The 22,320-nt window shown below is 36.6% G+C and carries 17 protein-coding genes and 2 CRISPR repeat arrays; of the genes, 7 read left to right on the top strand and 10 right to left on the bottom strand.

Features of this window, described 5'->3' with window-relative positions; genetic code table 11:
• Positions 1-18 precede the first annotated feature (18 nt).
• On the top strand, positions 19-1,581 hold the full coding sequence (locus ACYQ3P_RS08610) for a sigma 54-interacting transcriptional regulator (RefSeq protein WP_460177494.1): 1,563 nt from the start codon (positions 19-21) through the stop codon (positions 1,579-1,581).
• Here the strand turns inward: ACYQ3P_RS08610 and ACYQ3P_RS08605 are convergent.
• From ACYQ3P_RS08605 to ACYQ3P_RS08595, 3 genes are read right to left on the bottom strand one after another with little or no spacing between them, the layout of a single operon-like run.
• Positions 1,543-2,496: a lysylphosphatidylglycerol synthase transmembrane domain-containing protein gene (locus ACYQ3P_RS08605; protein ID WP_460177493.1), complete on the bottom strand. Its 954-nt coding sequence runs from the start codon at positions 2,494-2,496 to the stop codon at positions 1,543-1,545. The genes ACYQ3P_RS08610 and ACYQ3P_RS08605 overlap by 39 nt on opposite strands.
• A complete protein-coding gene (locus ACYQ3P_RS08600) occupies positions 2,493-3,437 on the bottom strand; it encodes a glycosyltransferase family 2 protein (RefSeq protein ID WP_460177492.1) in 945 nt (314 codons plus the stop codon). Before ACYQ3P_RS08600 ends, ACYQ3P_RS08605 begins: the two co-directional genes overlap by 4 nt.
• 11 nt (positions 3,438-3,448) lie before the next feature.
• Positions 3,449-5,503, bottom strand: coding sequence for a glycosyltransferase family 39 protein (locus ACYQ3P_RS08595; RefSeq protein ID WP_460177491.1), 2,055 nt, complete (start codon positions 5,501-5,503; stop codon positions 3,449-3,451).
• A gap of 36 nt (positions 5,504-5,539) precedes the next feature.
• Between ACYQ3P_RS08595 and ACYQ3P_RS08590 the strand changes: the two genes are divergently transcribed.
• The 6 genes from ACYQ3P_RS08590 to ACYQ3P_RS08565 all read left to right on the top strand — a co-directional run bounded on the left by ACYQ3P_RS08590 (position 5,540) and on the right by ACYQ3P_RS08565 (position 12,506).
• Positions 5,540-5,932, top strand: a complete 393-nt coding sequence (locus ACYQ3P_RS08590; RefSeq protein WP_460177490.1) for a 4Fe-4S dicluster domain-containing protein — start codon at positions 5,540-5,542, stop codon at positions 5,930-5,932.
• Positions 5,929-7,668, top strand: a complete 1,740-nt coding sequence (locus ACYQ3P_RS08585) for an aldehyde ferredoxin oxidoreductase family protein (RefSeq protein ID WP_460177489.1) — start codon at positions 5,929-5,931, stop codon at positions 7,666-7,668. The genes ACYQ3P_RS08590 and ACYQ3P_RS08585 overlap by 4 nt, the downstream gene beginning before the upstream one ends.
• A complete protein-coding gene (locus tag ACYQ3P_RS08580; protein WP_460177488.1) occupies positions 7,665-8,942 on the top strand; it encodes an NfeD family protein in 1,278 nt (425 codons plus the stop codon). Before ACYQ3P_RS08585 ends, ACYQ3P_RS08580 begins: the two co-directional genes overlap by 4 nt.
• Complete coding sequence (locus ACYQ3P_RS08575; RefSeq protein WP_460177487.1) at positions 8,939-9,901, top strand: NAD-dependent epimerase/dehydratase family protein; 963 nt, start codon at positions 8,939-8,941, stop codon at positions 9,899-9,901. Before ACYQ3P_RS08580 ends, ACYQ3P_RS08575 begins: the two co-directional genes overlap by 4 nt.
• Positions 9,874-11,082, top strand: coding sequence for an aminotransferase class I/II-fold pyridoxal phosphate-dependent enzyme (locus tag ACYQ3P_RS08570; RefSeq protein WP_460177486.1), 1,209 nt, complete (start codon positions 9,874-9,876; stop codon positions 11,080-11,082). Before ACYQ3P_RS08575 ends, ACYQ3P_RS08570 begins: the two co-directional genes overlap by 28 nt.
• 311 nt (positions 11,083-11,393) lie before the next feature.
• Positions 11,394-12,506 carry an N-acetyltransferase gene (locus tag ACYQ3P_RS08565; RefSeq protein ID WP_460177485.1) on the top strand — a complete coding sequence of 371 codons (1,113 nt, stop codon included), beginning with the start codon at positions 11,394-11,396 and terminating at the stop codon, positions 12,504-12,506.
• A gap of 338 nt (positions 12,507-12,844) precedes the next feature.
• Here the strand turns inward: ACYQ3P_RS08565 and ACYQ3P_RS08560 are convergent, their stop codons facing one another.
• The 7 genes from ACYQ3P_RS08560 to cas2 (ACYQ3P_RS08530) all read right to left on the bottom strand — a co-directional run bounded on the left by ACYQ3P_RS08560 (position 12,845) and on the right by cas2 (ACYQ3P_RS08530) (position 22,262).
• The gene (locus ACYQ3P_RS08560) at positions 12,845-13,855 is read right to left on the bottom strand and encodes an Rpn family recombination-promoting nuclease/putative transposase (RefSeq protein WP_460177484.1); all 1,011 of its coding nucleotides are present in this window, start codon (positions 13,853-13,855) and stop codon (positions 12,845-12,847) included.
• Between the two features lie 465 nt (positions 13,856-14,320).
• Positions 14,321-15,552: direct repeats of the CRISPR family, unit length 36 nt; unit sequence GTCGCAATCCCCTTTAGATGGGGTCAAGGTTCGGAC.
• Between the two features lie 418 nt (positions 15,553-15,970).
• Entirely contained in the window at positions 15,971-16,981 is a 1,011-nt protein-coding gene (locus tag ACYQ3P_RS08555) for an Rpn family recombination-promoting nuclease/putative transposase (RefSeq protein ID WP_460177483.1), read from the bottom strand.
• Between the two features lie 465 nt (positions 16,982-17,446).
• Positions 17,447-18,082: a CRISPR direct-repeat array (repeat unit 36 nt; unit sequence GTCGCAATCCCCTTTAGATGGGGTCAAGGTTCGGAC).
• Between the two features lie 487 nt (positions 18,083-18,569).
• Positions 18,570-19,850, bottom strand: a complete 1,281-nt coding sequence (locus ACYQ3P_RS08550; protein WP_460177406.1) for an IS1380 family transposase — start codon at positions 19,848-19,850, stop codon at positions 18,570-18,572.
• 111 nt (positions 19,851-19,961) lie between these two features.
• Positions 19,962-20,231, bottom strand: coding sequence for a CRISPR-associated endonuclease Cas2 (gene cas2, locus ACYQ3P_RS08545; protein ID WP_460177482.1), 270 nt, complete (start codon positions 20,229-20,231; stop codon positions 19,962-19,964).
• Positions 20,221-21,045 (bottom strand): hypothetical protein, encoded by an 825-nt coding sequence (locus ACYQ3P_RS08540; RefSeq protein WP_460177481.1) that lies wholly within the window; start codon positions 21,043-21,045, stop codon positions 20,221-20,223. Before ACYQ3P_RS08540 ends, cas2 (ACYQ3P_RS08545) begins: the two co-directional genes overlap by 11 nt.
• Positions 20,993-21,967: a CRISPR-associated endonuclease Cas1 gene (gene cas1, locus ACYQ3P_RS08535; protein ID WP_460177480.1), complete on the bottom strand. Its 975-nt coding sequence runs from the start codon at positions 21,965-21,967 to the stop codon at positions 20,993-20,995. The genes ACYQ3P_RS08540 and cas1 overlap by 53 nt, the downstream gene beginning before the upstream one ends.
• A 13-nt stretch (positions 21,968-21,980) precedes the next feature.
• Positions 21,981-22,262 (bottom strand): CRISPR-associated endonuclease Cas2, encoded by a 282-nt coding sequence (gene cas2, locus ACYQ3P_RS08530; protein WP_460177479.1) that lies wholly within the window; start codon positions 22,260-22,262, stop codon positions 21,981-21,983.
• Positions 22,263-22,320 lie beyond the last annotated feature (58 nt).

Raw genomic sequence — 22,320 nt, 5'->3', positions numbered from 1 at the left:
GATTTATAATAAAAATACATGAGTTTGCCAGTTTTTAAGCATACTATTTCAAAGTTTAGGGAACTTTTTACAGAAGACAACGAAAAGTTCTCATATCTGGTTAAGTATGATCCTATAATTGCTTACCAAATTTTCCAGACTGTTAACTCTCCTTGCGGAAAAACAGAGATTACAAATTTCTCTCAGATGATTAATTTTCTTGGCACTAAAAAGGTTGAACAGATTATCCTTGAGAGTGACCTTTTTCTTGAAGAAGAGGATTTAAACATTTGGTTTTATGGCATACTTAGTGCTGAGGTAGCAACTGCTTTAGCTCAAAAAATGCCTCATATTCATAGGGATGAGGCATTTTTTGCAGGACTTCTGCCTTGTCTTGGTTTACTTTTTATGACAAATGACTTTCCATCTTACAGAAGCATTATTCCTTTTTTAATAAAGCTTCCTTTGGAAGATAGAGTGTTTCTTGAACAATCTATTTTAGGGACAAACAATTTAGAAGCTCTTCAGAGAAATATATTATGCCCGCCTTTCAGGGAAGTCTCAAAAATTCTTAATAAAATTTTTCCAAAGGATGGAATTAAGGAGTTAAAAGGTGCTATGCCACCTCGTGGTTCAGCATTACAAAACAGTTATAACATGGCATTGATTGCGGACTTATCAACCTATGGTGCACAGGCTCTTATGTTTCCATCTGTAGTTGACAACAGAGAGCTTTTCCTTGAGCTTGCCAAAAGATACTTTAGGATAAAAGAGGCTGACTCAACCGAAATTCTTCAAAGTGCAATGGACAGAGTAATTTCTGTGGCTAATGAATTTGATATTGCAGAGGAACTTCAATTTTCCGCAGAAAATGTTTTTCAATTTAGGAAATTTAAGTTTGAGAGTAAAAACCCAGTCTTTGCAAAGATGCTTACAAATTTATTTGAAGAAAATGCTAAGGACAGAAACATTTACATATACGGTGAAAGAGCGGTTGGGAAAAGACTTCTCGCAGCAACTCTGCATTCTGCAGATGACAATCCACGAAAAGATAAACCTTTTATAATGATTTTCTGTGACATTGAAGAGGATTTGCTTGAGGAAGAGTTTTTTGGAATAAAAGATGGATACATGGGCAAAAAAGGTAAAAAAGGTGCTTTAAAACATGCAGAAGGAGGCACATTAGTAATAAAGAATTTTGATGAAATGCCAAAGGATTTTCAGGAGAAATTTTATAGGGCATTAAAAAATAAAAGCTTTTACAGAGTTGGCGATATATCTCCAACAGAACTGACTGATATAAAGTTTATCTTGGTTGGCAAGGATGATTTGAGAATAAAAATGACCAATGGAGAATTTTCCAGTGATTTAATTAGATTTCTCAATCCAGTATTTTTTAGGATTCCACCACTTAGGGAAAGAAGAGAAGATGTTTTCTATATTGCAGGAGAGATTGTAAAAAAATACAAATTAAATGTTGAGGATAAGCTCAATTCTCCAGAAGTAATTGAAAAGTTTAAGAAAGACCCATTTCCAAACAATCTCAGAGATTTAAAGAGATTCTTATTTTTGCTTTATATCAAGAAAATCCTTAAATCTTAAGTATTCCTCTCCACCCAATAAAGAAGCAAAGGCAACTGAAAGGAACCAAAGAAATGAGGCTGAAACAGCGTTTTCATATCCTATTGAATTTCCAAAGAAAATAAAAAATCCCCATTCCCTTACTCCTATTCCTGATATGGAAATAGGAAGCATCGTCAGTATAATAATAACTGGCAAATAAATGAAAATTTCATAGAATTTAACTGAGATTTCAAGGCTAAGGAAAATCAAGTAAACAGAGATTATTACAAAAATTTGTACAAAAATTGAGAAAATGAAGGCTTTAAAAAAGTTTCTTTTTATAATTGGAAAATAAGTTTTTGCATAGTGCTGAAAGATTGATATTTTTCCAAAAAGGAAAATACCAAATGTTAAAAGCCAAAAAAGTATAAAAGATGCAGGAACAGAATAAAGAATCCAATCTTTTGGCATTTTTTCATAGAAAATACAGAAGAAGACAAATCCTAAACATAAAAGAGCCATAAGTCCAATGTATCTTTCTATTAAAACAGATGCAATAGCATCTTTAATTGGAAGGGATTTTCTCATTAAAAGAACTTTTACAAAATCTCCTCCCATAATTCCTGGTAGAAATGTGTTAAAAAAGCAACCAATCATGTATAAAGAAAAGAGGCGTGATTTGGAAATTGTGGTTGGTGGTTGGTGATTGGTGGATGGTGAATGGTGACTGGTGATTGGTGGATGGTGAATAGTGGATGGTATGATAAAAAGTTTCCATCTTAATGTTGATATGAAGGAGGAGACAATATAAAGAAGTGAAGCCAAGAGAAAAAACCAGATATTGATTTTTGAAAGGAATTGTAGAAGTAAAAATAAATCAATCTTGCTAAAAAGATAAACAATCAGAACAATAGTAACTGAGGCTCTAAGGAGTATTTTTAAGACTCTTTTCAATCTCCTGGTCCCAAAATTTTCTTTAAAATATAAATAGGCTTTTTTTGAGTTTCATGATAAACTCTGACAATCATCTCACCAAGAAGTCCCATTCCTATAAAGTTTAAACCTATGAGAACTGAAAAGAAACCTCCAAGAAGAAGAGGTCTTCCGCCAATTGAGACTCCTTTAAAGATTTTCAAAAATACAAGATATCCAACAATCAAAGCTCCTAATACCATAAAAAGAACACCAATTGGTCCAAAAAACTGAAGTGGTTTTGTTGAAAAACTGTAAAGGAATTTTACAGCAAGAAGATCAAGAAGAACTTTTATTGTTCTGCTTAAACCATACTTTGATTTACCTTTGTATCTTGGATGATGGGTAACTTCAATTTCCTTTATTTTAACTCCATACCAGCTTGCAAGGGCAGGAATAAATCTATGCATTTCTCCATAGAGTCTAAGATTTTTGACAACTTCCCTTCTGTAGGCTTTAAGGGAGCATCCGTAATCATGGATTCTTACTCCAGTGACTTTTCCAATTAGCCAATTTGCTATTATTGATGGAAGTCTTCTTGTAAAGAATGGGTCTTTTCTTTTTTTTCTCCATCCACTTACTAAATCAGCATCTTTTATTGCTTCAAGTAGCTTTGGAATGTCAGCAGGATCATTCTGAAGATCTCCATCCATTGTAACTACAATTTCTCCCCTTGCAAAATCAAATCCTGCTGCAAAGGCTGCAGTTTGTCCAAAGTTTCTTCTAAAACTAAGAACAACAACATTTGGGTCGCTTTTTTGAATATCTTCAAGTATTTTTAAAGTATTATCTGTGCTTCCATCATCAACATAAATTACTTCATAGGAAATTTGAAGCTTACTTAAAACTTCAGTAAGCTTTTTATGGAGCTCTTCAACATTTTCTTCTTCATTGTAAAGTGGTATTACAACTGATAAATCCATTTTTTAACCCCTTAATAGGTTTCTGGCTTTTTCTCATTTATACCCTTAAAATTGTAACATTTAAATATCGTATAATCTCTAATTTTAACACCTTTTTTCTGAGCAGAAAAACTTTCTCCATCGCATTTGTCAACGGCTTTTTTGACTTCCTCTGGAGCTTCATTTTTTATTCCATACATGACAAATATTCCGTTAATTTTTTCTTTGGATAAAAGTTCAGTGTTTATTGATTCCCACACGTCATATTGATTCATTCTTCTTCCAAGATTAATGCAGTAAACCTTAGGTTTTCCTTCAACATAAAATGCAAGCTCACTTGAAATCTGATATCTATCTGAAAAAATCACAACCTTTCCATCTTTTTCAAGCTCTTTTTTAATCCCGCTGACTTTAATCCCAAGCTCTTTCCAACCCTTAAGCCTTGATGAGGGATCAAGTTTTGCGGATAAATTCATAAAAGGCATTGTATAGGTTAGAATTGTAAATATGCATGATAGTGCAATTGCAGAAATAATGAGCTTTTTTAAAATTTTTCTTTCAAAGGCATAGGCAATTGTAAATAAAAACGGAATGTAGGACATCATTGCCCAGTTTGCCTGAACTTTACCTTGAATGCTTTTAAGTAAAAAGAATGCAAAAACAGGCATTGAAAAAGAGATAATAAACCACCACTGTCTTTTAATAAGATTTAGAGCCGATGGTTTAAAAATAAAATAAAATCCAAGTGCAAAAATTAAAGGCGTTACAACTAAAAGCTGGCTTCCAATGAATTCAGATAGAGATTTTAATGAGATTTTAAATCCTTCATAAATATTAGCCTGGCCAGCAGTATGTTTAAGAGTTACCCAGTCATGCTGAAAGTTCCAGACTATTACAGGAGAAAAAACAATCAGGGAGAGTGTAAGTGAAAGTGTAAGTGCAAGTGCAAGTGAATGTGCAGGTGCGGGTTTAGATAATAAGGAATCACTTTCACTTGCACATACACTTTTATACTTTAGTAAATAAACAAACATGCACAAATAGAAGAAAGCCATTGTGTATTTTGTAAGAAGTCCAAAGCCAATTATTATTCCAAGCAAAACCCAATATGCTTTCTTACCTTCTAATGCTTTCATAAAAAGATAAATTGAGAATATCCAGAAAAAAATAAATGGACTGTCAATAGTGAAAATTACTCCATAGACTGTAAAAAGAGGAATCAGCTGAAAAAGTATTCCTGCAATATATCCAGCTTTTTCGCTAAAAAGCTCTTTACCAATTTTATAGATCAGGATGCTACTTAAAAAAGAAAAAACTACTGCCAATGCCCTTACTCCGAATGGATTGTCTCCAAAAATCCAAGTAGAAAAGGCAATAAGATAGGCTATCATTGGACCCTTTGAATAGTAACTTACATCAGGTCTTCTTGACCACTCCCAGTAATGGGCTTCATCTGGTGAGATATCCACTGGAGCATGAAGGATAAAATAAATTCTGAAAAGGGAAAAAACAATCAAAAACAAATAAAAAGCTCTTTTAATTGAATTTGTATTTACAATTGTTTTATAAGTGACAAAACCCAAAAGGATTCCCAAAAAACAACCAGCCAAGACATCACTGGGCCAATGAACTCCAAGATAAACTCGTGAGATACTAACCAAGATGGCTATTGATAAGGTATAAGCAGTCAAAGCAGTCTTCAATCTTTTTGAAAAAGTGGGTTCTTTTAAAAAAAGAATCAGAATTGTTGCTATTGTAAAATGAATTGTTACATGGTTTGAAGGAAAGCTGAATGAACCTGTGCATCCGACAATCTCTCTAAAATACTCTGTATGACATGGTCTTACTCTTTGAACAATGTTTTTTATCTCTTGAGCGAGCCAGTCAGAAAGAAAAATTCCTATGGAAAGTGAAAGAATTAAGTATAAAATTTGAGCCTTTTTTTGGTTTTTCAAAGCTTGCAGTGCAATGAAAAACAAAATAGGAATATAGAAAATCCAACCCCTTTGAGTGAAAAATACCATAACAGGGTCAAGAAAACTGTTTGCAAGGGTTTTATGAAAGAAAAGTAAAATTTCTCGTTCCATTTTAGATTTTAAATTATAACATGTTATAATTTATCTATGCCTGTTCTTGTAATAGACACTGAAAAATGCGTTGGATGCCTTCTGTGCATGTTTGCCTGTGGAAGAACACATCAAGCAGTCGGACTTGAAAGCTCATGCATAAAAGTAAGCTCAAGGGGCGGAATTTCAAGGGGATTTCAAGTTTTTGTATGCAGAGGCTGTGAAGACCCACCTTGTGCCAGAGCATGTCCAGAGGATGCATTAATTGTAAGAAAAGGCGGTGGAGTTCTTCTTAAGGAAGACAAATGCACAGGATGTGGACATTGCGTGAAAGCATGCATTCTTGATGCAATTGGTTGGAATAACAAGAAAAATAAACCTGTAATATGCATTCAATGTGGAGAATGTGCAAGAAGCTGTCATTACAAGGTTTTGGAGCTTAAAAGATGAGGGTTTTATACATTGACCTTTCAAAGAAAAAGTTTTGGACAGAAGAAAGAGCTGATTTATTTTCAAAATATATAGGAGGCACAGGCGTTGCAATAAAACTTCTTCATGAAAACTGTTCTCCTCAGACAGAGCCTTTTTCTCCTGAAAATCCAATAATTTTTGCCATTGGTCCACTTAATGGACTTTTTCCAATTGCATCAAAAACAGTTGCCATGTTTAAGTCTCCCCTTACAGGAAACTTGGGAGAGTCCCATGCAGGTGGAAGAAGTGCAATTGCAATAAGAATGGCAGGATATGGAGCAATTGTAATTAAAGGAAAAAGCGAAAGACCTTGCTATGTTTCAATTCATGGAGATAAAGTGTATTTTAGAGACGCTACAACCCTTTGGGGACTTGAAGGTGTTTCTGCTGCTGGACTGATTCGCAAAAGGGAGCAAGGAGCAGGGCTAAGAACAATAATGAGAATTGGTCCTGCAGGAGAAAGACTTGTAAGTTATGCTTGTGTTACTTTGGAGACTTACAGACACTTTGGAAGACTTGGACTTGGTGCAGTTTTTGGAAGCAAAAACTTAAAAGCAGTTGTTGTCTCAGGAAAAAGGGATTTAAATGTTACAGGTTTTAAAGAATACAAAGAACTTTATTCTTTGTTGTTTAAGCAAATAACAGAATCAGACAAGATGAAAAAATATCATGAACTTGGCACTCCTGCAAATGTTCTCCCCCTTGTTTTTTCAAAGGGACTTCCGATAAAAAATCTTCTTACAAATGAGCTTGATGGTTTAGAAAACATCTCAGGTGAGTCCTTTGCTGAAAAACATCTTGGAAGAAGGGTTGCATGTTCTCATTGTCCAGTTGCATGCATTCATCTTGCAACTTTGAGGAAACCTTATGAAGATGAGCCATATTTTTACCAGACAATATATCTTTCCTATGATTATGAACTTATTTATTCTCTTGGTTCAATGCTTGCCATTACATCAACTGAAGGAGTTTTAAAACTTATTGAGGCTGTTGAAGACATGAGTCTTGATGCAATATCTGCAGGAGTTGTGCTTGCATGGATTACAGAGGCATTTGAAAAAGGAATTATAAATGAAAAGCAAACAGAGGGAATTATTCCAAAATGGGGAGATGTTGACTCTTATGTTAAGCTTATAAAAAAGATTGTTTATGGAGAAAGTGAATTTTTCAGAGATGTTGCAAAGGGTATTGATTATGCTTCATCAAAATATGGTGGAAAAGAGTTTGCTTTGACATATGGAAGTAATGAAATGCCGGGCTATCATACAGGATATGCTTCACATATAGGCTATTTATTTGGAGCAAGACATAGTCACCTTGACAGTGCTGGATATGCAATTGATAAGGAGGCAATGACAAAAAAATTTAGTGAAGAGCAGATTGCAGAAAAACTTTTCAATGAAGAGTGCTGGAGACAAATACTTTCAAGCCTTGTCATATGCTTTTTTGCAAGGGAAATTTATCCACCAGATACAGTTTTAAGATGTTTAAAACTTGCAGGATACTCATTTGACGAAGACAAACTTTCGGATATTGCAAAACAGATATATGCAGAAAAATATCGTTTTAAGATAAAGTGCGGATTTGACCTTGATAAGCTGTCACTCCCTAAAAGAATATTTGAAACTCCTTCATCAAATGGAGCTCTAAATAAGGAGAGCGCAGAAAAAATTATAGGTATTTTAAAGGAGAAAATTAAAGGTGTATTAAAATGATAAGAATCCTTATTTTTACAATTTTTGCAGTTTCTTTCCTTTTTGCTCAAGCCAATGCAAAAGAGATACTTTTGCTTAAAGTAGAAGGAGTAATTAATCCTCCCCATGCTGAGTATATCACCAAAGGAATAAAAAAAGCCCATGAAATAAAGGCAGAGGCATTAATAATTCAGCTTGACACCCCTGGAGGGCTTGACAGTTCAATGAGAGACATAATTAAAGAGATGTTAAACTCTGAGATTCCTATCATTGTTTATGTTGCTCCAAAAGGAGCGAGGGCAGCAAGTGCAGGAGCATTTATTACTTTGGCAGCCCACATAGCTGCCATGTCACCCGGAACAAACATAGGCGCAGCCTCACCTGTAGCAATGGGTGGTGAAAAGATGGATAAAACTCTGGCAGAGAAGATAATGAATGACGCAGTTGCCTATATAAAGGCTATTGCTAAAGAGAGAGGAAGAAACGAACAGTGGGCAGAGCTTGCAGTTAGGAAAGGAATCTCTTCTACCGAGACAGAGGCATTAAAAAAAGGAGTAATAGATTTACTGGCAGAGGATTTAAAGACACTTTTGAAAGAGATTCATGGGAAAAAAGTTAAAACCTCTATAGGTGAAAAAGTAATTAACACAAAGGATTCAAAAGTTAGCGAAGCAGAGATGAGCTTTAGATTAAAGTTTCTGAACTTTCTGAGCAATCCCAACATTGCCTATATTTTACTAATGATCGGAATTTATGGAATTATATTTGAGTTAAGCAATCCCGGAGCCATATTCCCCGGAGTAATTGGTGCTGTAAGTTTAATACTCGCTTTTTATAGTCTGCAAACGCTTCCTATAAACTATGCAGCTGCTGGATTGATACTTCTTGGGATAATTCTTTTTGTCCTTGAGCTCAAATTCACCTCATACGGATTGCTAACCTTAGGAGGTATTGTATGTTTTGTTTTGGGGTCTATCATGCTTTTTGACACAGCAAATCCTCTCTTTAAGCTCTCTCTTTCTGTTATAATACCAGTTGCAATTGTTACGGCTTTATTTTTTGCTGTTCTTCTAAGACTTGCTTATAAGGCACACAAAAGAAAGCCTGTTACAGGAGTTGAGGAACTCATGGGAATGAAAGGATATGCAAAGGAAGATTTTGTATCTGGAAAAGGCTTGGTCATGGTTCATGGAGAGCTTTGGCAGGCAATTTCTGATGAGGAAATTAAGAAGGATGAAGAAGTTATTGTTGAAAAAGTTGAAGGACTTACTCTTAAAGTGAGGAAGATTAAGTGAAGGCTTTGGTTACAGGAGGAACAGGTTTTATTGGCAGTCATCTTGTAGAGAAGCTTTTAAATGAAGGTTTTGAAGTCTATTGCATCGTTCGGAATCCTGCCAAGCTTCGTTTTCTTAATGGGCTTAATGTAAAAATTATTAAAGCAGATTGTACTGACAAAGAAAGTTTAAAAAAAATAGATTGGGATTTTGACTATATTTTTAATCTTTCAGGAATCACAAAGGCAAAGAGCCCTGAAGACTTCTATCAGTCAAATTATATTGGAACAAAAAATCTTGTGGAAATTGCATCCGAGCTTAATCCGTCTTTAAAAAGATTTATCCATGTAAGCAGTCTTGCAGCAGTTGGACCATGCAATGACTGCGCTTCCGTTGATGAAAACACTGCTCCTCATCCAGTATCAGAGTATGGAAAGAGCAAACTTTTAGGTGAGCAAGCAGTTGAACATTTTAAAGAAAAGATTCCTATTACCATTATTCGCCCTCCAGCAGTTTACGGACCAAGAGATACTGATTTTCTTACCTTTTTCAAAATGATTAAAGCAGGATTGGTTTTTTACTTTACTGAAGGAAGATACTCTATGGTTTATGTAGATGACCTTGTAAAAGGTATTATTTTGTCTTCAAAACATGAAAAGACAGCAGGAGAAAAACTTTTTATTGCCAACTCCCATGCCTACACAACTCGTCAGATTGTTGAGGTAATCTCTAAGGTATTAAAAAAGAAGCCACTAAAAATTAAAATTTCTCCAACAATCGGCAAATTCTTTGTTGGACTCTTTCAAAAATTTGACAAAACAAGTATAATAAATAACGATAAACTTAAAGAACTCATGCAACCTTGCTGGGTTTGCTCTACAGTAAAAGCCGAGCATTTGCTTGGCTTTAAAGCAAAAACTACATTAGAGGAAGGGATGGAGAGAACAGCGAAATGGTACAGAGAGAATCAGTGGTTATAAAAAAGGATGTCTTTGAAAAATGCTTTAAATTTACAGCCGCCTATGAATTACAAAAAGTAGGCATGTATCCATATTTTAGGATTATTGAGTCTGCGCAGGGTCCTGAAGTGATAATGAATGGCAGAAAGATGATTATGATTGGCTCAAATAATTATCTCGGACTTACAAACCATCCAAAGGTCAAGGAAGCCGCAATTAATGCAATTAAAAAATACGGCACAGGATGCGCAGGTTCAAGATTTTTAAATGGTACACTGGACATTCATGTAGAACTTGAGGAAAAGCTTGCGTGGTTTGTAAGGAAGGAATCAGCTCTTGTATTTTCAACAGGCTTTCAGGTCAATCTTGGGGTTATTTCCTCATTAGTTGGCAAGGATGACCTTGTAATAATAGATAAAATGGATCATGCAAGTATTGTTGATGGATGCAGACTTTCTTTTGGCGAAGTAAAAAGATATAAACACAACGATATAGAAGACCTTGAGAGAGTCCTTAAAGAATGCGAAGATAGATCAAAGCTTGTAGTGGTTGACGGCGTTTTCAGCATGGAAGGAGACATTGTAAAGCTTGCTGAGGTCTATGAACTTTGCAAAAAATACGGTGCCAGACTTATGGTTGATGATGCTCACGGAATAGGAGTATTGGGAAAGACAGGAAGAGGCACTGCAGAGCATTTTGGACTTGAAAAGGAAGTAGACCTTATTATGGGAACATACAGCAAATCTCTTGCTTCAATAGGTGGATTTATAGCAGGAGAAAAGGATGTCATAAATTACATCAAACACTTTGGCAGGGCATTTATTTTCAGTGCAAGCCCACCACCTGCATCAGTTGCAGCTGTTTCAGCGGCAATAGATATTATCGTGAATGAGCCCGAAAGAAGAGAACAGCTTTGGAAAAATACAAATAAGATGCTTAAAGGCTTCAGGGAAATGGGCTTTGACATAGGAGTGGCTGAAACTCCTATTATTCCTGTCATTGTTGGCGAAGATGAGCTTGCATTTAAGTTCGTAATGATGCTTCAGGAAGAGGGAATTTTTGCAAATGTCGCAGTATCTCCAGCAGTGCCACCGGGAAAAGCTCTTATAAGAACAAGTTACATGGCAACCCATACAGATGAACATCTTGACAAAGTCCTTGAAGCATTTTATAAAGTAGGTAAAGCCTTAGGCGTAATTTAATTTTTAATGTCAGTCATAGGAGTCCAAAATAATAGATTGCTTCCTTCTCGCTTAGTTCGGAATAGCCATGACAAAATCAGCAATGAAAACGATTTTTTGTCATTGCAAGGGTCAAAACTTATTCGTCTGTCATTTCAAGTAGCAAAACTTTTTCCCCTGTCATTGCAAGGAGCGATAGCCCTTTACCTGTCATTGCGAGGAGCGATAGCCCTTTACCTGTCATTGCGAGGAGCGATAGCGACGAAGCAATCTCATCATTCTATGAAAAAATTATTATCAATGCTTTTAGTATCTATTTTGGGCAAATACGAATGTCAATAGAAATTAAAGAAGTTATTGACAAAAAAGGTTTAAAGGATTTTGTTTATCTACCAATAACATTGCATAAAAACGATCCTCTTTATGCTCCACCACTAATAAAAGATATGGTGGAGCATCTAACTCCAAAAAATCCATTTTTCAAAAGGGCAAAGGCAAAATTTTTTATAGCCTTAAAAAATGGCAAACCCGTAGGCAGAATTGCAGGCATTGTAAATTATGCTCACATTGAATTTCATAAAGAAGAGGCTGGTTTTTTTGGGCTTTTTGAATGTATAAATGACAAAGAAGTTGCCCAAGCTCTTTTTAATACTGCAGAGAACTATCTAAAAGCAGAAGGGCTTAAAATAATGCGTGGACCAATGAATCTTTCAACAAACGAGGAATGTGGATTTTTATATGAAGGCTTTGAGACTCCATCCATGATTATGATACCTTACAATCCACCCTATTACAATGAGCTTGCAGAATCCTATGAAATGAAAAAGGCAAAGGACCTGTATTGCTTTATAGCTGATATTCCCTCAGAGCTTCCCCATAAAATTGAAAGAATTGCCCGATTTGCTGAAAAGCAAGGTATTAAGGCAAGAACTATAAAAATTAAAAATCTTAAGGAAGAGCTTTATGCATTCATGGAAGTTTATAATGAGGCATGGAGAGAAAATTGGGGATTTATCCCAATAACAAAGGAAGAAGTTGACTATATGGCTGAAAAGTTAAAACCCATTGCCCTTGAAGAATTGGTTATTGTGGCTGAAAAAGATTCTAAGCCTGTTGGTTTTTTTGGAGCAATACCAGATTTCAATGAAGTTTTAAGAAGAATTCATGGCAGGCTAACACCAATAAACATTTTAAAGGCTCTTTACTGGAGAAAAAAAATCAAGTCTATCAGACTCTTGCTTTTTGGAGTTAAAAAAGATTTCAGGCTTAAAGGTGTTGAATCCATAATGTTAAGAGAAGTATTCAAAGGTGTTACAAAGCATGGATTTAAGAAAATAGAATTTTCATGGATTCTTGAGGACAATTACGACACAATCAATCTAACCCAGATAGTCAATGCCAAAAGATACAAAACCCTTCGCATTTATGAGAAGGATATTCTATAAATAGATAGAAACTCGCCACTGCGATATACTATTTGCGAGCAATAAAGGGACAATTTCTCCCAACTTAATCAAATTATGAGTAAAAAATTTTAAAATCAATGAGCTACAATTTTTAGATTAGCCTACAAATTTCTCTTGCAATTTCGTAAGTTCTGAATAACTTCTCAGCAACTCCCGATATTCTCAATATCTCCTTCTGTTCCTCATTAAGTTTGCTCATAATCTTTATTTTCTCCCTCCTCTATCTCAAACCCTCTTATCTCTATCTCATACGATTTGTCCAAACACCTCAAACCTTACTTGTCAAAGAACAGAAAAATGTAACAAAGGTTAAAATTTTACATCAATCCCTCTTGCTTAAGAAGCCCTATCACATCATGCGACTTTATTATTCTCTTGAGCAAAGCTCTTAAATAGGATACATCATTAATACTTTTTACTTTCTCCTCAACTCCCTCTGGTATCCAGTCGAGTTTTGCCTCTATGGCAGAAAGAACCATCTCTTGAGCATCAATTAGTAAACCCTTCTCTATACCTTTTTCTACACCTTTTTCAAACCCCTCCTCTATAAGCTCATCAACTAATGTTTTCATCTCTTGCACCTCCTTTCCCTCTATCTTCTCCTTTATCTCTTTACTCTCTATCTTAAATGTCTGCTGTATATAAATTATAACCATTTTCAAATTCAGTATTAAAGATGCCCTGTCTCTTAAATTTTCTCTCAATATCTCCCAATACTCAATCAATGTATTAAGCACTTCCTCTTTTTCCGCTTCTGTTGCAAAAAGTTTCATTAGCTCAAGCTCATACATCAGTATTTGCTGTTGCCTTATCTTCTGCCTTGTCATTTCATCATCAATCATTCTTATATCAAAAAACAAATACTGTAGCCTTAGCAGATACTGCTTTATTTCTTCAGGCAGTTGCCTAAAATACTGAGCTGTATCAGTTGGAATGCTCCATTGGGCTTTCCCATTGTAAAAAAGAACTGGAATCACCGCTGTCAGCTCTCTCCCCTCTTTTAGGTCCTTCTCCCAAACACTTAATATGTACCGCAGAAATTGAAGAATTACTCTTTTGTCTGGATATGATTTGTGCTCAAAGATAAAGTAAAACTTAAGAGGATTCTGCTGTAGGGTGCAGTCAACTGCTACATCAAAGAAGAGTCTTTGCTTGTCTTCAACTGAAAATGCCTCTGTAGGCTGATGCTGTATTGTGTTGACTGTGAAATGCTCAAATAATTGTGGAAATAGAATGCTCAGTAAAGCTTTTACTTTGTTTGGGTCACTAAATATGTGCTTGAAAAATGTATCATGGGGATTTTGAAGCTCTTTTTCTTCATTTTGCATAAAAGATTATAACTGAAATTTATTGAAAAATCAATAAAAATTTAGCTTTTGTAATTTATCCCAAAAGAGACGAAACTGCTTCAGGAGTAAATGCACCACCTACCATTCACCAGTCACTAATTAGAGACTGCTTCGCCTTCTTCTGAGGCTCGCAGTGACAAAAAAATCTAAGGCTCGCAGTGACGATGTTGCGGATTGCCACGCTATCGCTCGCAACAGGGGGCTCACAGTGATGATAATTGAAGGCTTACAGTCACACACTACTCCATCATTGCGAGGCATCCGTCAGGATGCCGAAGCAATCTCTGAAATTGCCACGCTATTGATTGTAACAGGGAGTCTCTTAGTGACGTATTTCTTTGGCTATTTTGGGAGAACATTGAAAATAATCCAATCGCAGAGAATTATTGAAGAAAAGATTTCGGACATGGTTTAAGACAGATGGCGAAGAACATCCACGCTTAAATCGCAATCCCCTTTAGATGGGGTCAAGGTTCGGACTTTCTTGCAATCCCTCTTGGGATTGCGAGAAATGCGATCCGTCGCAATCCCCTTTAGATGGGGTCAAGATTCGGACGGCTGCTAAAGATAAGGCTCTCTGTTATCATTGCAGGGAGCCGTCGCAATCCCCTTTAGATGGGGTCAAGGTTCGGACCTGTTGATGATTGTGTGTCGATGGCGTATGAATGTCTAATTACTCAGTCGCAATCCCCTTTAGATGGGGTCAAGGTTCGGACCTGCGACTGGAATTGCACTCTTTGCAATCCTGAAAGTCGCAATCCCCTTTAGATGGGGTCAAGGTTCGGACCTCAGTTCCTTGTCGAGGAGGATATCTACTATTTCTAGAAAAGAAGTCGCAATCCCCTTTAGATGGGGTCAAGGTTCGGACCTGAGGCGGCAAAGAGGAAAGCATTGTGTTATCACTGTCGTCGCAATCCCCTTTAGATGGGGTCAAGGTTCGGACCTAAAAAAGGAAAGGAGGTGAGGTGGGTAAAATGAATAAGTCGCAATCCCCTTTAGATGGGGTCAAGGTTCGGACTTATAGCATAAAAAAGAGAGGTAAGGGAGGTAACTCCCTTACGTCGCAATCCCCTTTAGATGGGGTCAAGGTTCGGACGATGAGAAGCAAGCTCGGGTATGTGACGTTATTATGTCGCAATCCCCTTTAGATGGGGTCAAGGTTCGGACCTTGGTAAAAAATGTATTTTAGTTTTTTCAGAACCGTCGCAATCCCCTTTAGATGGGGTCAAGGTTCGGACCCCCCAGGTGTGTGGGACACATTCACAGTTGGGTTAGTCGCAATCCCCTTTAGATGGGGTCAAGGTTCGGACCGGCTAGAGCAAGTTTAGGAAAGCATTATGCCTTCTTAAAGTCGCAATCCCCTTTAGATGGGGTCAAGGTTCGGACCCGAGTTAGAGGGAGAGTTAGAATTCTAACTCTTCCTCAGTCGCAATCCCCTTTAGATGGGGTCAAGGTTCGGACCTTGAAAAGAACCTAGCAACTCTCTCAAGAGTTGCTGTCGCAATCCCCTTTAGATGGGGTCAAGGTTCGGACGGACAAGTGCACGGGGGGTAAGTTGGGGACAACTCAAGTCGCAATCCCCTTTAGATGGGGTCAAGGTTCGGACTAATTCGTTTTAACGACCCCGAAGCTCGGCTGAGGTCGCAATCCCCTTTAGATGGGGTCAAGGTTCGGACCCCTGCACCCTCTTTTTTCTCAAATTTTTCAATAAGTTACAAGGGCGTTTAGTCCAACTTTTCCACTTTTGAAACAAAACGTATGAAACGTTTCTGAAATGTTTCTTCTCTTGACTAAGTCATCCTGTCATTGCGATGAATTTTAGGGACAATTTTAGTCATTTATTTTGACCATGTTTTTAAAGAGATTGCTTCGGGCACTTCGTGCCCTCGCAATGACGCACTGGGATAATTTGCAATGCTCTTTATTTCCTTGGCAATGAGGCTTTGGGTCAGACTGCCGAGCCATTTTGTACTCCCGCAGTTAAATAGGGGCAGATTGCCAAGCGTTCGGCTCGCAACAACAGGTTAAAAAAGATTTTATAAAAATCTCCTTTTCAAAGAACAAAGTTTAATCAATATAGCAAAAATTAACTTTTTATGTCAATCCCTCTTGCTTAAGAAGCTCAATCACATCATGCGACTTTATTATTCTCTTATGCAAAGCTCTTAAATAGGATACATCATTAATACTTTTTACTTTCTCCTCAACTCCCTCTGGTATCCAGTCAAGTTTTGCCTCTATGGCAGAAAGAACCATCTCTTGAGCATCAATTAGTAAACCCTTCTCTATACCTTTTTCTACACCTTTTTCAAACCCCTCCTCTATAAGCTCGTCAACTAATGTTTTCATCTCTTGCACCTCCTTTCCCTCTATCTTCTCCTTTATCTCTTTACTCTCTATCTTAAATGTCTGCTGTATATAAATTATAACCATTTTCAAATTCAGTATTAAAGATGCCCTGTCTCTTAAATTTTCTCTCAATATCTCCCAATACTCAATCAATGTATTAAGCACTTCCTCTTTTTCCGCTTCTGTTGCAAAAAGTTTCATTAGCTCAAGCTCATACATCAGTATTTGCTGTTGCCTTATCTTCTGCCTTGTCATTTCATCATCAATCATTCTTATATCAAAAAACAAATACTGTAGCCTTAGCAGATACTGCTTTATTTCTTCAGGCAGTTGCCTAAAATACTGAGCTGTATCAGTTGGAATGCTCCATTGGGCTTTCCCATTGTAAAAAAGAACTGGAATCACCGCTGTCAGCTCTCTCCCCTCTTTTAGGTCCTTCTCCCAAACACTTAATATGTACCGCAGAAATTGAAGAATTACTCTTTTGTCTGGATATGATTTGTGCTCAAAGATAAAGTAAAACTTAAGAGGATTCTGCTGTAGGGTGCAGTCAACTGGTACATCAAAGAAGAGTCTTTGCTTGTCTTCAACTGAAAATGCCTCTGTAGGCTGATGCTGTATTGTGTTGACTGTGAAATGCTCAAATAATTGTGGAAATAGAATGCTCAGTAAAGCTTTTACTTTGTTTGGGTCACTAAATATGTGCTTGAAAAATGTATCATGGGGATTTTGAAGCTCTTTTTCTTCATTTTGCATAAAAGATTATAACTGAAATTTATTGAAAAATCAATAAAAATTTAGCTTTTGTAATTTATCCCAAAAGAGACGAAACTGCTTCAGGAGTAAATGCACCACCTACCATTCACCAGTCACTAATTAGAGACTGCTTCGCCTTCTTCTGAGGCTCGCAGTGACAAAAAAATCTAAGGCTCGCAGTGACGATGTTGCGGATTGCCACGCTATCGCTCGCAACAGAGGGCTCACAGTGATGATAATTGAAGGCTTACAGTGACACACTACTCCATCATTGCGAGGCATCCGTCAGGATGCCGAAGCAATCTCTGAAATTGCCACGCTATTGATTGCAACAGGGAGTCTCTTAGTGACGTATTTCTTTGGCTATTTTGGGAGAACATTGAAAATAATCCAATCGCAGAGAATTATTGAAGAAAAGATTTCGGACATGGTTTGAGACAGATGGCGAAGAACATCCACGCTTAAATCGCAATCCCCTTTAGATGGGGTCAAGGTTCGGACGATTGAGGACATCGACATCGAAAGAAACCTTGCAATCGTCGCAATCCCCTTTAGATGGGGTCAAGGTTCGGACAGTCGAAGTAGAAAGAGAGGATGGAGAAAGAATAGCGTCGCAATCCCCTTTAGATAGGGTCAAGGTTCGGACCATTTACGAGGTGGATGGCAAGACCTACTGCCAGGATTGTGTCGCAATCCCCTTTAGATGGGGTCAAGGTTCGGACAAGGTTTGCAGAAGGGGAGTGGGATGTTTCCCCTCCCCGTCGCAATCCCCTTTAGATGGGGTCAAGGTTCGGACCCGCCACAATCATCGCTGGCAGAAACGGAGAGCCTCTGTCGTCGCAATCCCCTTTAGATGGGGTCAAGGTTCGGACCTCCCGAGTTCCTCTTTGCCGCCATTGAGGCGGCAAAGAGGAGTCGCAATCCCCTTTAGATGGGGTCAAGGTTCGGACAAACTAAGGAGGTATAAATGGAACCAACAATAATCGTCGCAATCCCCTTTAGATGGGGTCAAGGTTCGGACTGGATGGAATGGAAGAAAGAAAAACAATCCAAATCGAGAGAACCGTCGCAATCCCCTTTAGATGGGGTCAAGGTTCGGACCTGCACCCTCATTTTTTCCCAATTTTTCAATAAGTTACAAGGGCAGTTAGTCCAACTTTTCAGAGTTCGAAACAAAACGTATGAAACGTTTCTGAAATGTTTCTTCTCTTGACAAAGTCATCTATTCCACCTGAAATTTCAATGCTTACAAGGCAATTTAATAATTAAAAATCTCCTTGTCAAAGAACAAAATTTTTAAAAATATAGCAAAATTTCATAGTTGATGTCAAATTTTTATTACAACCCAAAAATAGAGATAGAAAACTGACAGATTTATTTTGACCCTTTTCAGGACAATTTTTTATTAAAATTATCCTCTATGTCCTCCTATTTCTTCCCTTTCGTAATAATTTTCCCTATTTTTTTCTCTCTTTTTTATAATTTTCACCTATTAATTAACCTCAAACTTGCCTTTTTAGACAATATTCACCCGTGTTTGTTTTTTATTGCTCTATTTTTTTATCATTTTATCTTGCAAATACTCTTCTTATACAAATGCCATTATTTTTTTTCTTATATGAAGTAGAAGATTAAATTTCTCAACTGTGGTTGATACATGAAGCCATAACCTTCTGCCATGTTTTACCATTTTCCCTGCTATCTCTATAAAAAACCACCTTATTGTGCTTATAGTCTTGTTCTTATACTCTTGCGGTAAAATAAGCTCCCTCTTCAAAACAAAAACATTATATGCAAGCACTCCAAGACAAAACCACATCGCATTTCCCCCAAATTCTCCGCTGGGTAAACTCTCCATCCCTATCCCGTTCTTTAATTCCTTAATGATATTCTCCATCTGCCCCCGCTTGTTATACTCCCATACAACTTCTTCTGCTGAACTTTCTCTGTCAGTTGCTATCACATGGTAACAATAAGGCTCGCTATCAAATAAATCTATCTGCTCTTTCTTCCACCTCTGCACAACCAGCCTGAATGCCTCTGTGCCCTTCATAACATGCACTGTCTCCCCTATCTGCCTGTTTGTAAGTATCCCTTCCTCTGTCCTCAATTCTCTCCAATGCTTTATTCTCTTTATAGCATCCATCACTGCCCCTGTCTTATCTGCTACTATACTGAATGTTGTGCCTTTGCTTCTGAGAAAATTTATTACTTCTGCTGTGTAAAACTCACTGTCAAGACAGGCATGCTTTATCCTTTTTCCTTCAGGCAACAGTTCATATGCATGTGAAAGTGCTTGAAGTGGAACTCCCGCTACATTCCCATGCCTAAACTCATGATAAACGATAATGGGCAACTCCTTAAATGCGGTAACTATAGGTTTGTACCCCTTCACCCCTTTATAGGTCATCTTTGCATCATACTTTTCAGTCTCTATTATTGTAGGGTCTGACCAAAGAGTATATTCTTTCGCTTCATGTATTTGCAATGCTTTCCTGTTTGCTTCATCTATAACTGTTTTCAATTTAACTATGCCTTCGCCATTGCCACTTCTTCTTATCCAGTCACCTACTGCAGAGCTTGATGGGACTTTTCCCATGCCAGTGCTCTCCCTTAAAGCTTTATCTTCAGCAATTTCTCTTAAATCATCTATGTGTCTTCCTCCTGCAAGTAACATAAGAACGATGGGATGAATATATTGCCAAGCATCATATCCTCTGTTTGAACCCGGAGATGGCATTATCCTCTGAATAAGCTTTTTAACTCCAAAAGCCAACATGAATTCTGTAAAAAGAGTAGCTCCTGCATGGGGAGTTAACTTTTCATCTGTTCTTTTAAACTTGAAATTAAGCAGAGTTTGTTTTATCATATCTTAAGCTCCTTGTGTATAATAGTTCACCCAATGGGTGATTTTGTTGTTTCCATATAAACTATTATACACAAAGGAGCCTCTCTATTTTAGTAGATTTCTATTTCTATTTTAGGGTACAACTCCATCAGGAATTAACTGAGCCTGTCCAAGTGTGTAAATTTTTGGATTTTCAGGCAATGGATATATTCTTACATCATCTTCATTAACATTAATTATTGTTAGCAGTGTTTTTTTGTATTTTTCAAGTTCCTTTTCTGTAAAACTACACACAAAAACTGAGTACTGAAGATGTATTCCAAACTGCTTTGTGTACCTGTATATTCTGTTAAGTCTTCTTTCGTCTGCTATGTCGTAACATACAAGATATTTATCTGGCATCTTTATCTCTCTCTATCTCTACAATTTTATTTTTTAGCTCCCTAACAAAATTGACACTAAAAAAAATTCGTTCTTCAAAAATTGAAATTATCTTGAGAATGTTTGGTGTGCTAAAAAGTTTTTCCTCATCGGTTCTTAGAGCAGATATTTTTGTTGTGTTAAAAAATAAAATGCTCTGATAGTCTATCTCTCCAGTTAAAGAGAAAAGCATATCTTTTACAAATCCAAAGCTTTTCATTTGATTGATTATTCCTTGATGGGGATTTATTTTTAGATATTTTATAGATACGTCAATACAGTAGCCAAAAAACAAAGAGTGAATAAGTGTTCGTATTGTTTCCCATTGAGATTGATTCTTCTCAGTAGCTTGAGAGATAAGTTCTCTGTATGTTTTGTCTTCTATTTCATTAAGATTTAATTTCAGTCCTTTATTAATAATTTTTAAAGTCATATGCTGATAGAGTTTTCGGTAATAGAAAAACAACTTTGCTAATGCTTTTTTTTTGTCGCCAATTATATTCATCAATTTATTATTGTCATGCATATGAGTGTAATTCATTGAGATTGATATGATTGGTTTGTTTTGTTTTTCTGTGATTATTAACACAGGAATGTCAAATTCTGAAAATTTTGCAAGCAAATCTGTCGGAATGTCCATATTTCCAAATATTACAGCTCTGCTTATCTGTCGCAGTGGTATGTAAATTGCACACATATTTCCATCCCGCTTTTCAATGTAAGACAGAGAGTCTCCATCAATCTCAACTGTTAATGCTTTGTCCAATGAGTTTAGATAAAGAGTTCTTCCCTTCATTTATAATCCTTGCAAAGTTTCTTATTTCATCCTTTATTTTTTCTCTCAAGGGCTCAATCCATTGCTCATATAGTTCAAAGAAAGTCTGACGGCTTTCTTTTTTTAGATAGCATCCTTCCTGAGTGACTGAGAAATTTTTACTTCTCAATATTTGCTCAGCAAATACTCTATAAACGAATAAGTCTGCCTCGCATCTGTAAAGTTCAATAAAATCGCAAGCAAGAGATTCTCTGCCATAGTCAAACTGATGATAAAATCCTATGAATGGGTCAAGTCCAATTATTTCAATCTCTCGTAAAACTTCATTATGAAGCATTGTATAGACAAGAGAAAGCATTGAATTTACAGGATCCCGTGGTGGTCTTCTGGTTCTCTTTTTAAATTTCAGAGACTCAGCAAAGAGTTTTTTGTAAAACTCAAAATAAACATTGGAAGCAGAACCTTCTAATCCATTTAATGCCTGAATGTTATCCATTTTTTCAACTGTTTCTAAACATTTTTTAAGTGTCTGTATGGCTCTTTCTCCAAAAAAGGAAATGTCATTTCTTTGAGTAGTAATATTTTGGATAAACTCAATCTGAGAAGATATTTTTCTTTTAACAAGCCATTGTGAAAGCTCTATGGCAAAACTGCTTTGTAATTTTTCATATTGCTTTATTCTAAGCATCGCGTTATTGTGCAATGTGCCAGTGAGCCTTCCCCAGAATTTCATTCTTTTGCCTGAAAGGAATATACATGTTGCACCGGCCTTTGTAAGTCTTTTTAAAACATTTGTATCAATTGTCATACTGCCAATGAACACTACTCTTTCAAGGGGCTCTATCGGAATAATGCCATCTCTTTTGCCATTTAGATAAAAAGCCATTGCATTTCCATCAAGTTTAATGTGATATCCTCGTTTTGCAATATAAAGTGTACCCATAAGTGTTGCCTCCCTAGCCAATATAAAAATAGTTAGGCAATTTGGGAGGAAGAGCTAAACCAAGTGTGTGGGGTTTTAATCTTTTGTCCATAACAAAAACGTGAATCCTGTCAAAGCCTGGATGAATTAGTCTTCTTAGCTTTGATGTAACAAACTTGAGCTCTCCTTCCGTGAGAAAGCATTCATACACAGACTTCTGTCCTCCTATGCGATAGCCTTTAAGAAAGTTGCTCACCTTTGCAAGACGTTGATGATCAGAAATATCATATGCAATTATGTAAAATGTTTTACTCATAATTTATTTTTTCATGTTAGTGAGAATACAGTCACGAAAAGAAACATTTCTGAAACGT

The organism is Thermodesulfovibrio hydrogeniphilus, from assembly GCF_054657355.1.
The sequence above is the reverse complement of the archived record's forward strand: the minus strand, read 5'-3'. Positions and strand labels throughout refer to the sequence as shown.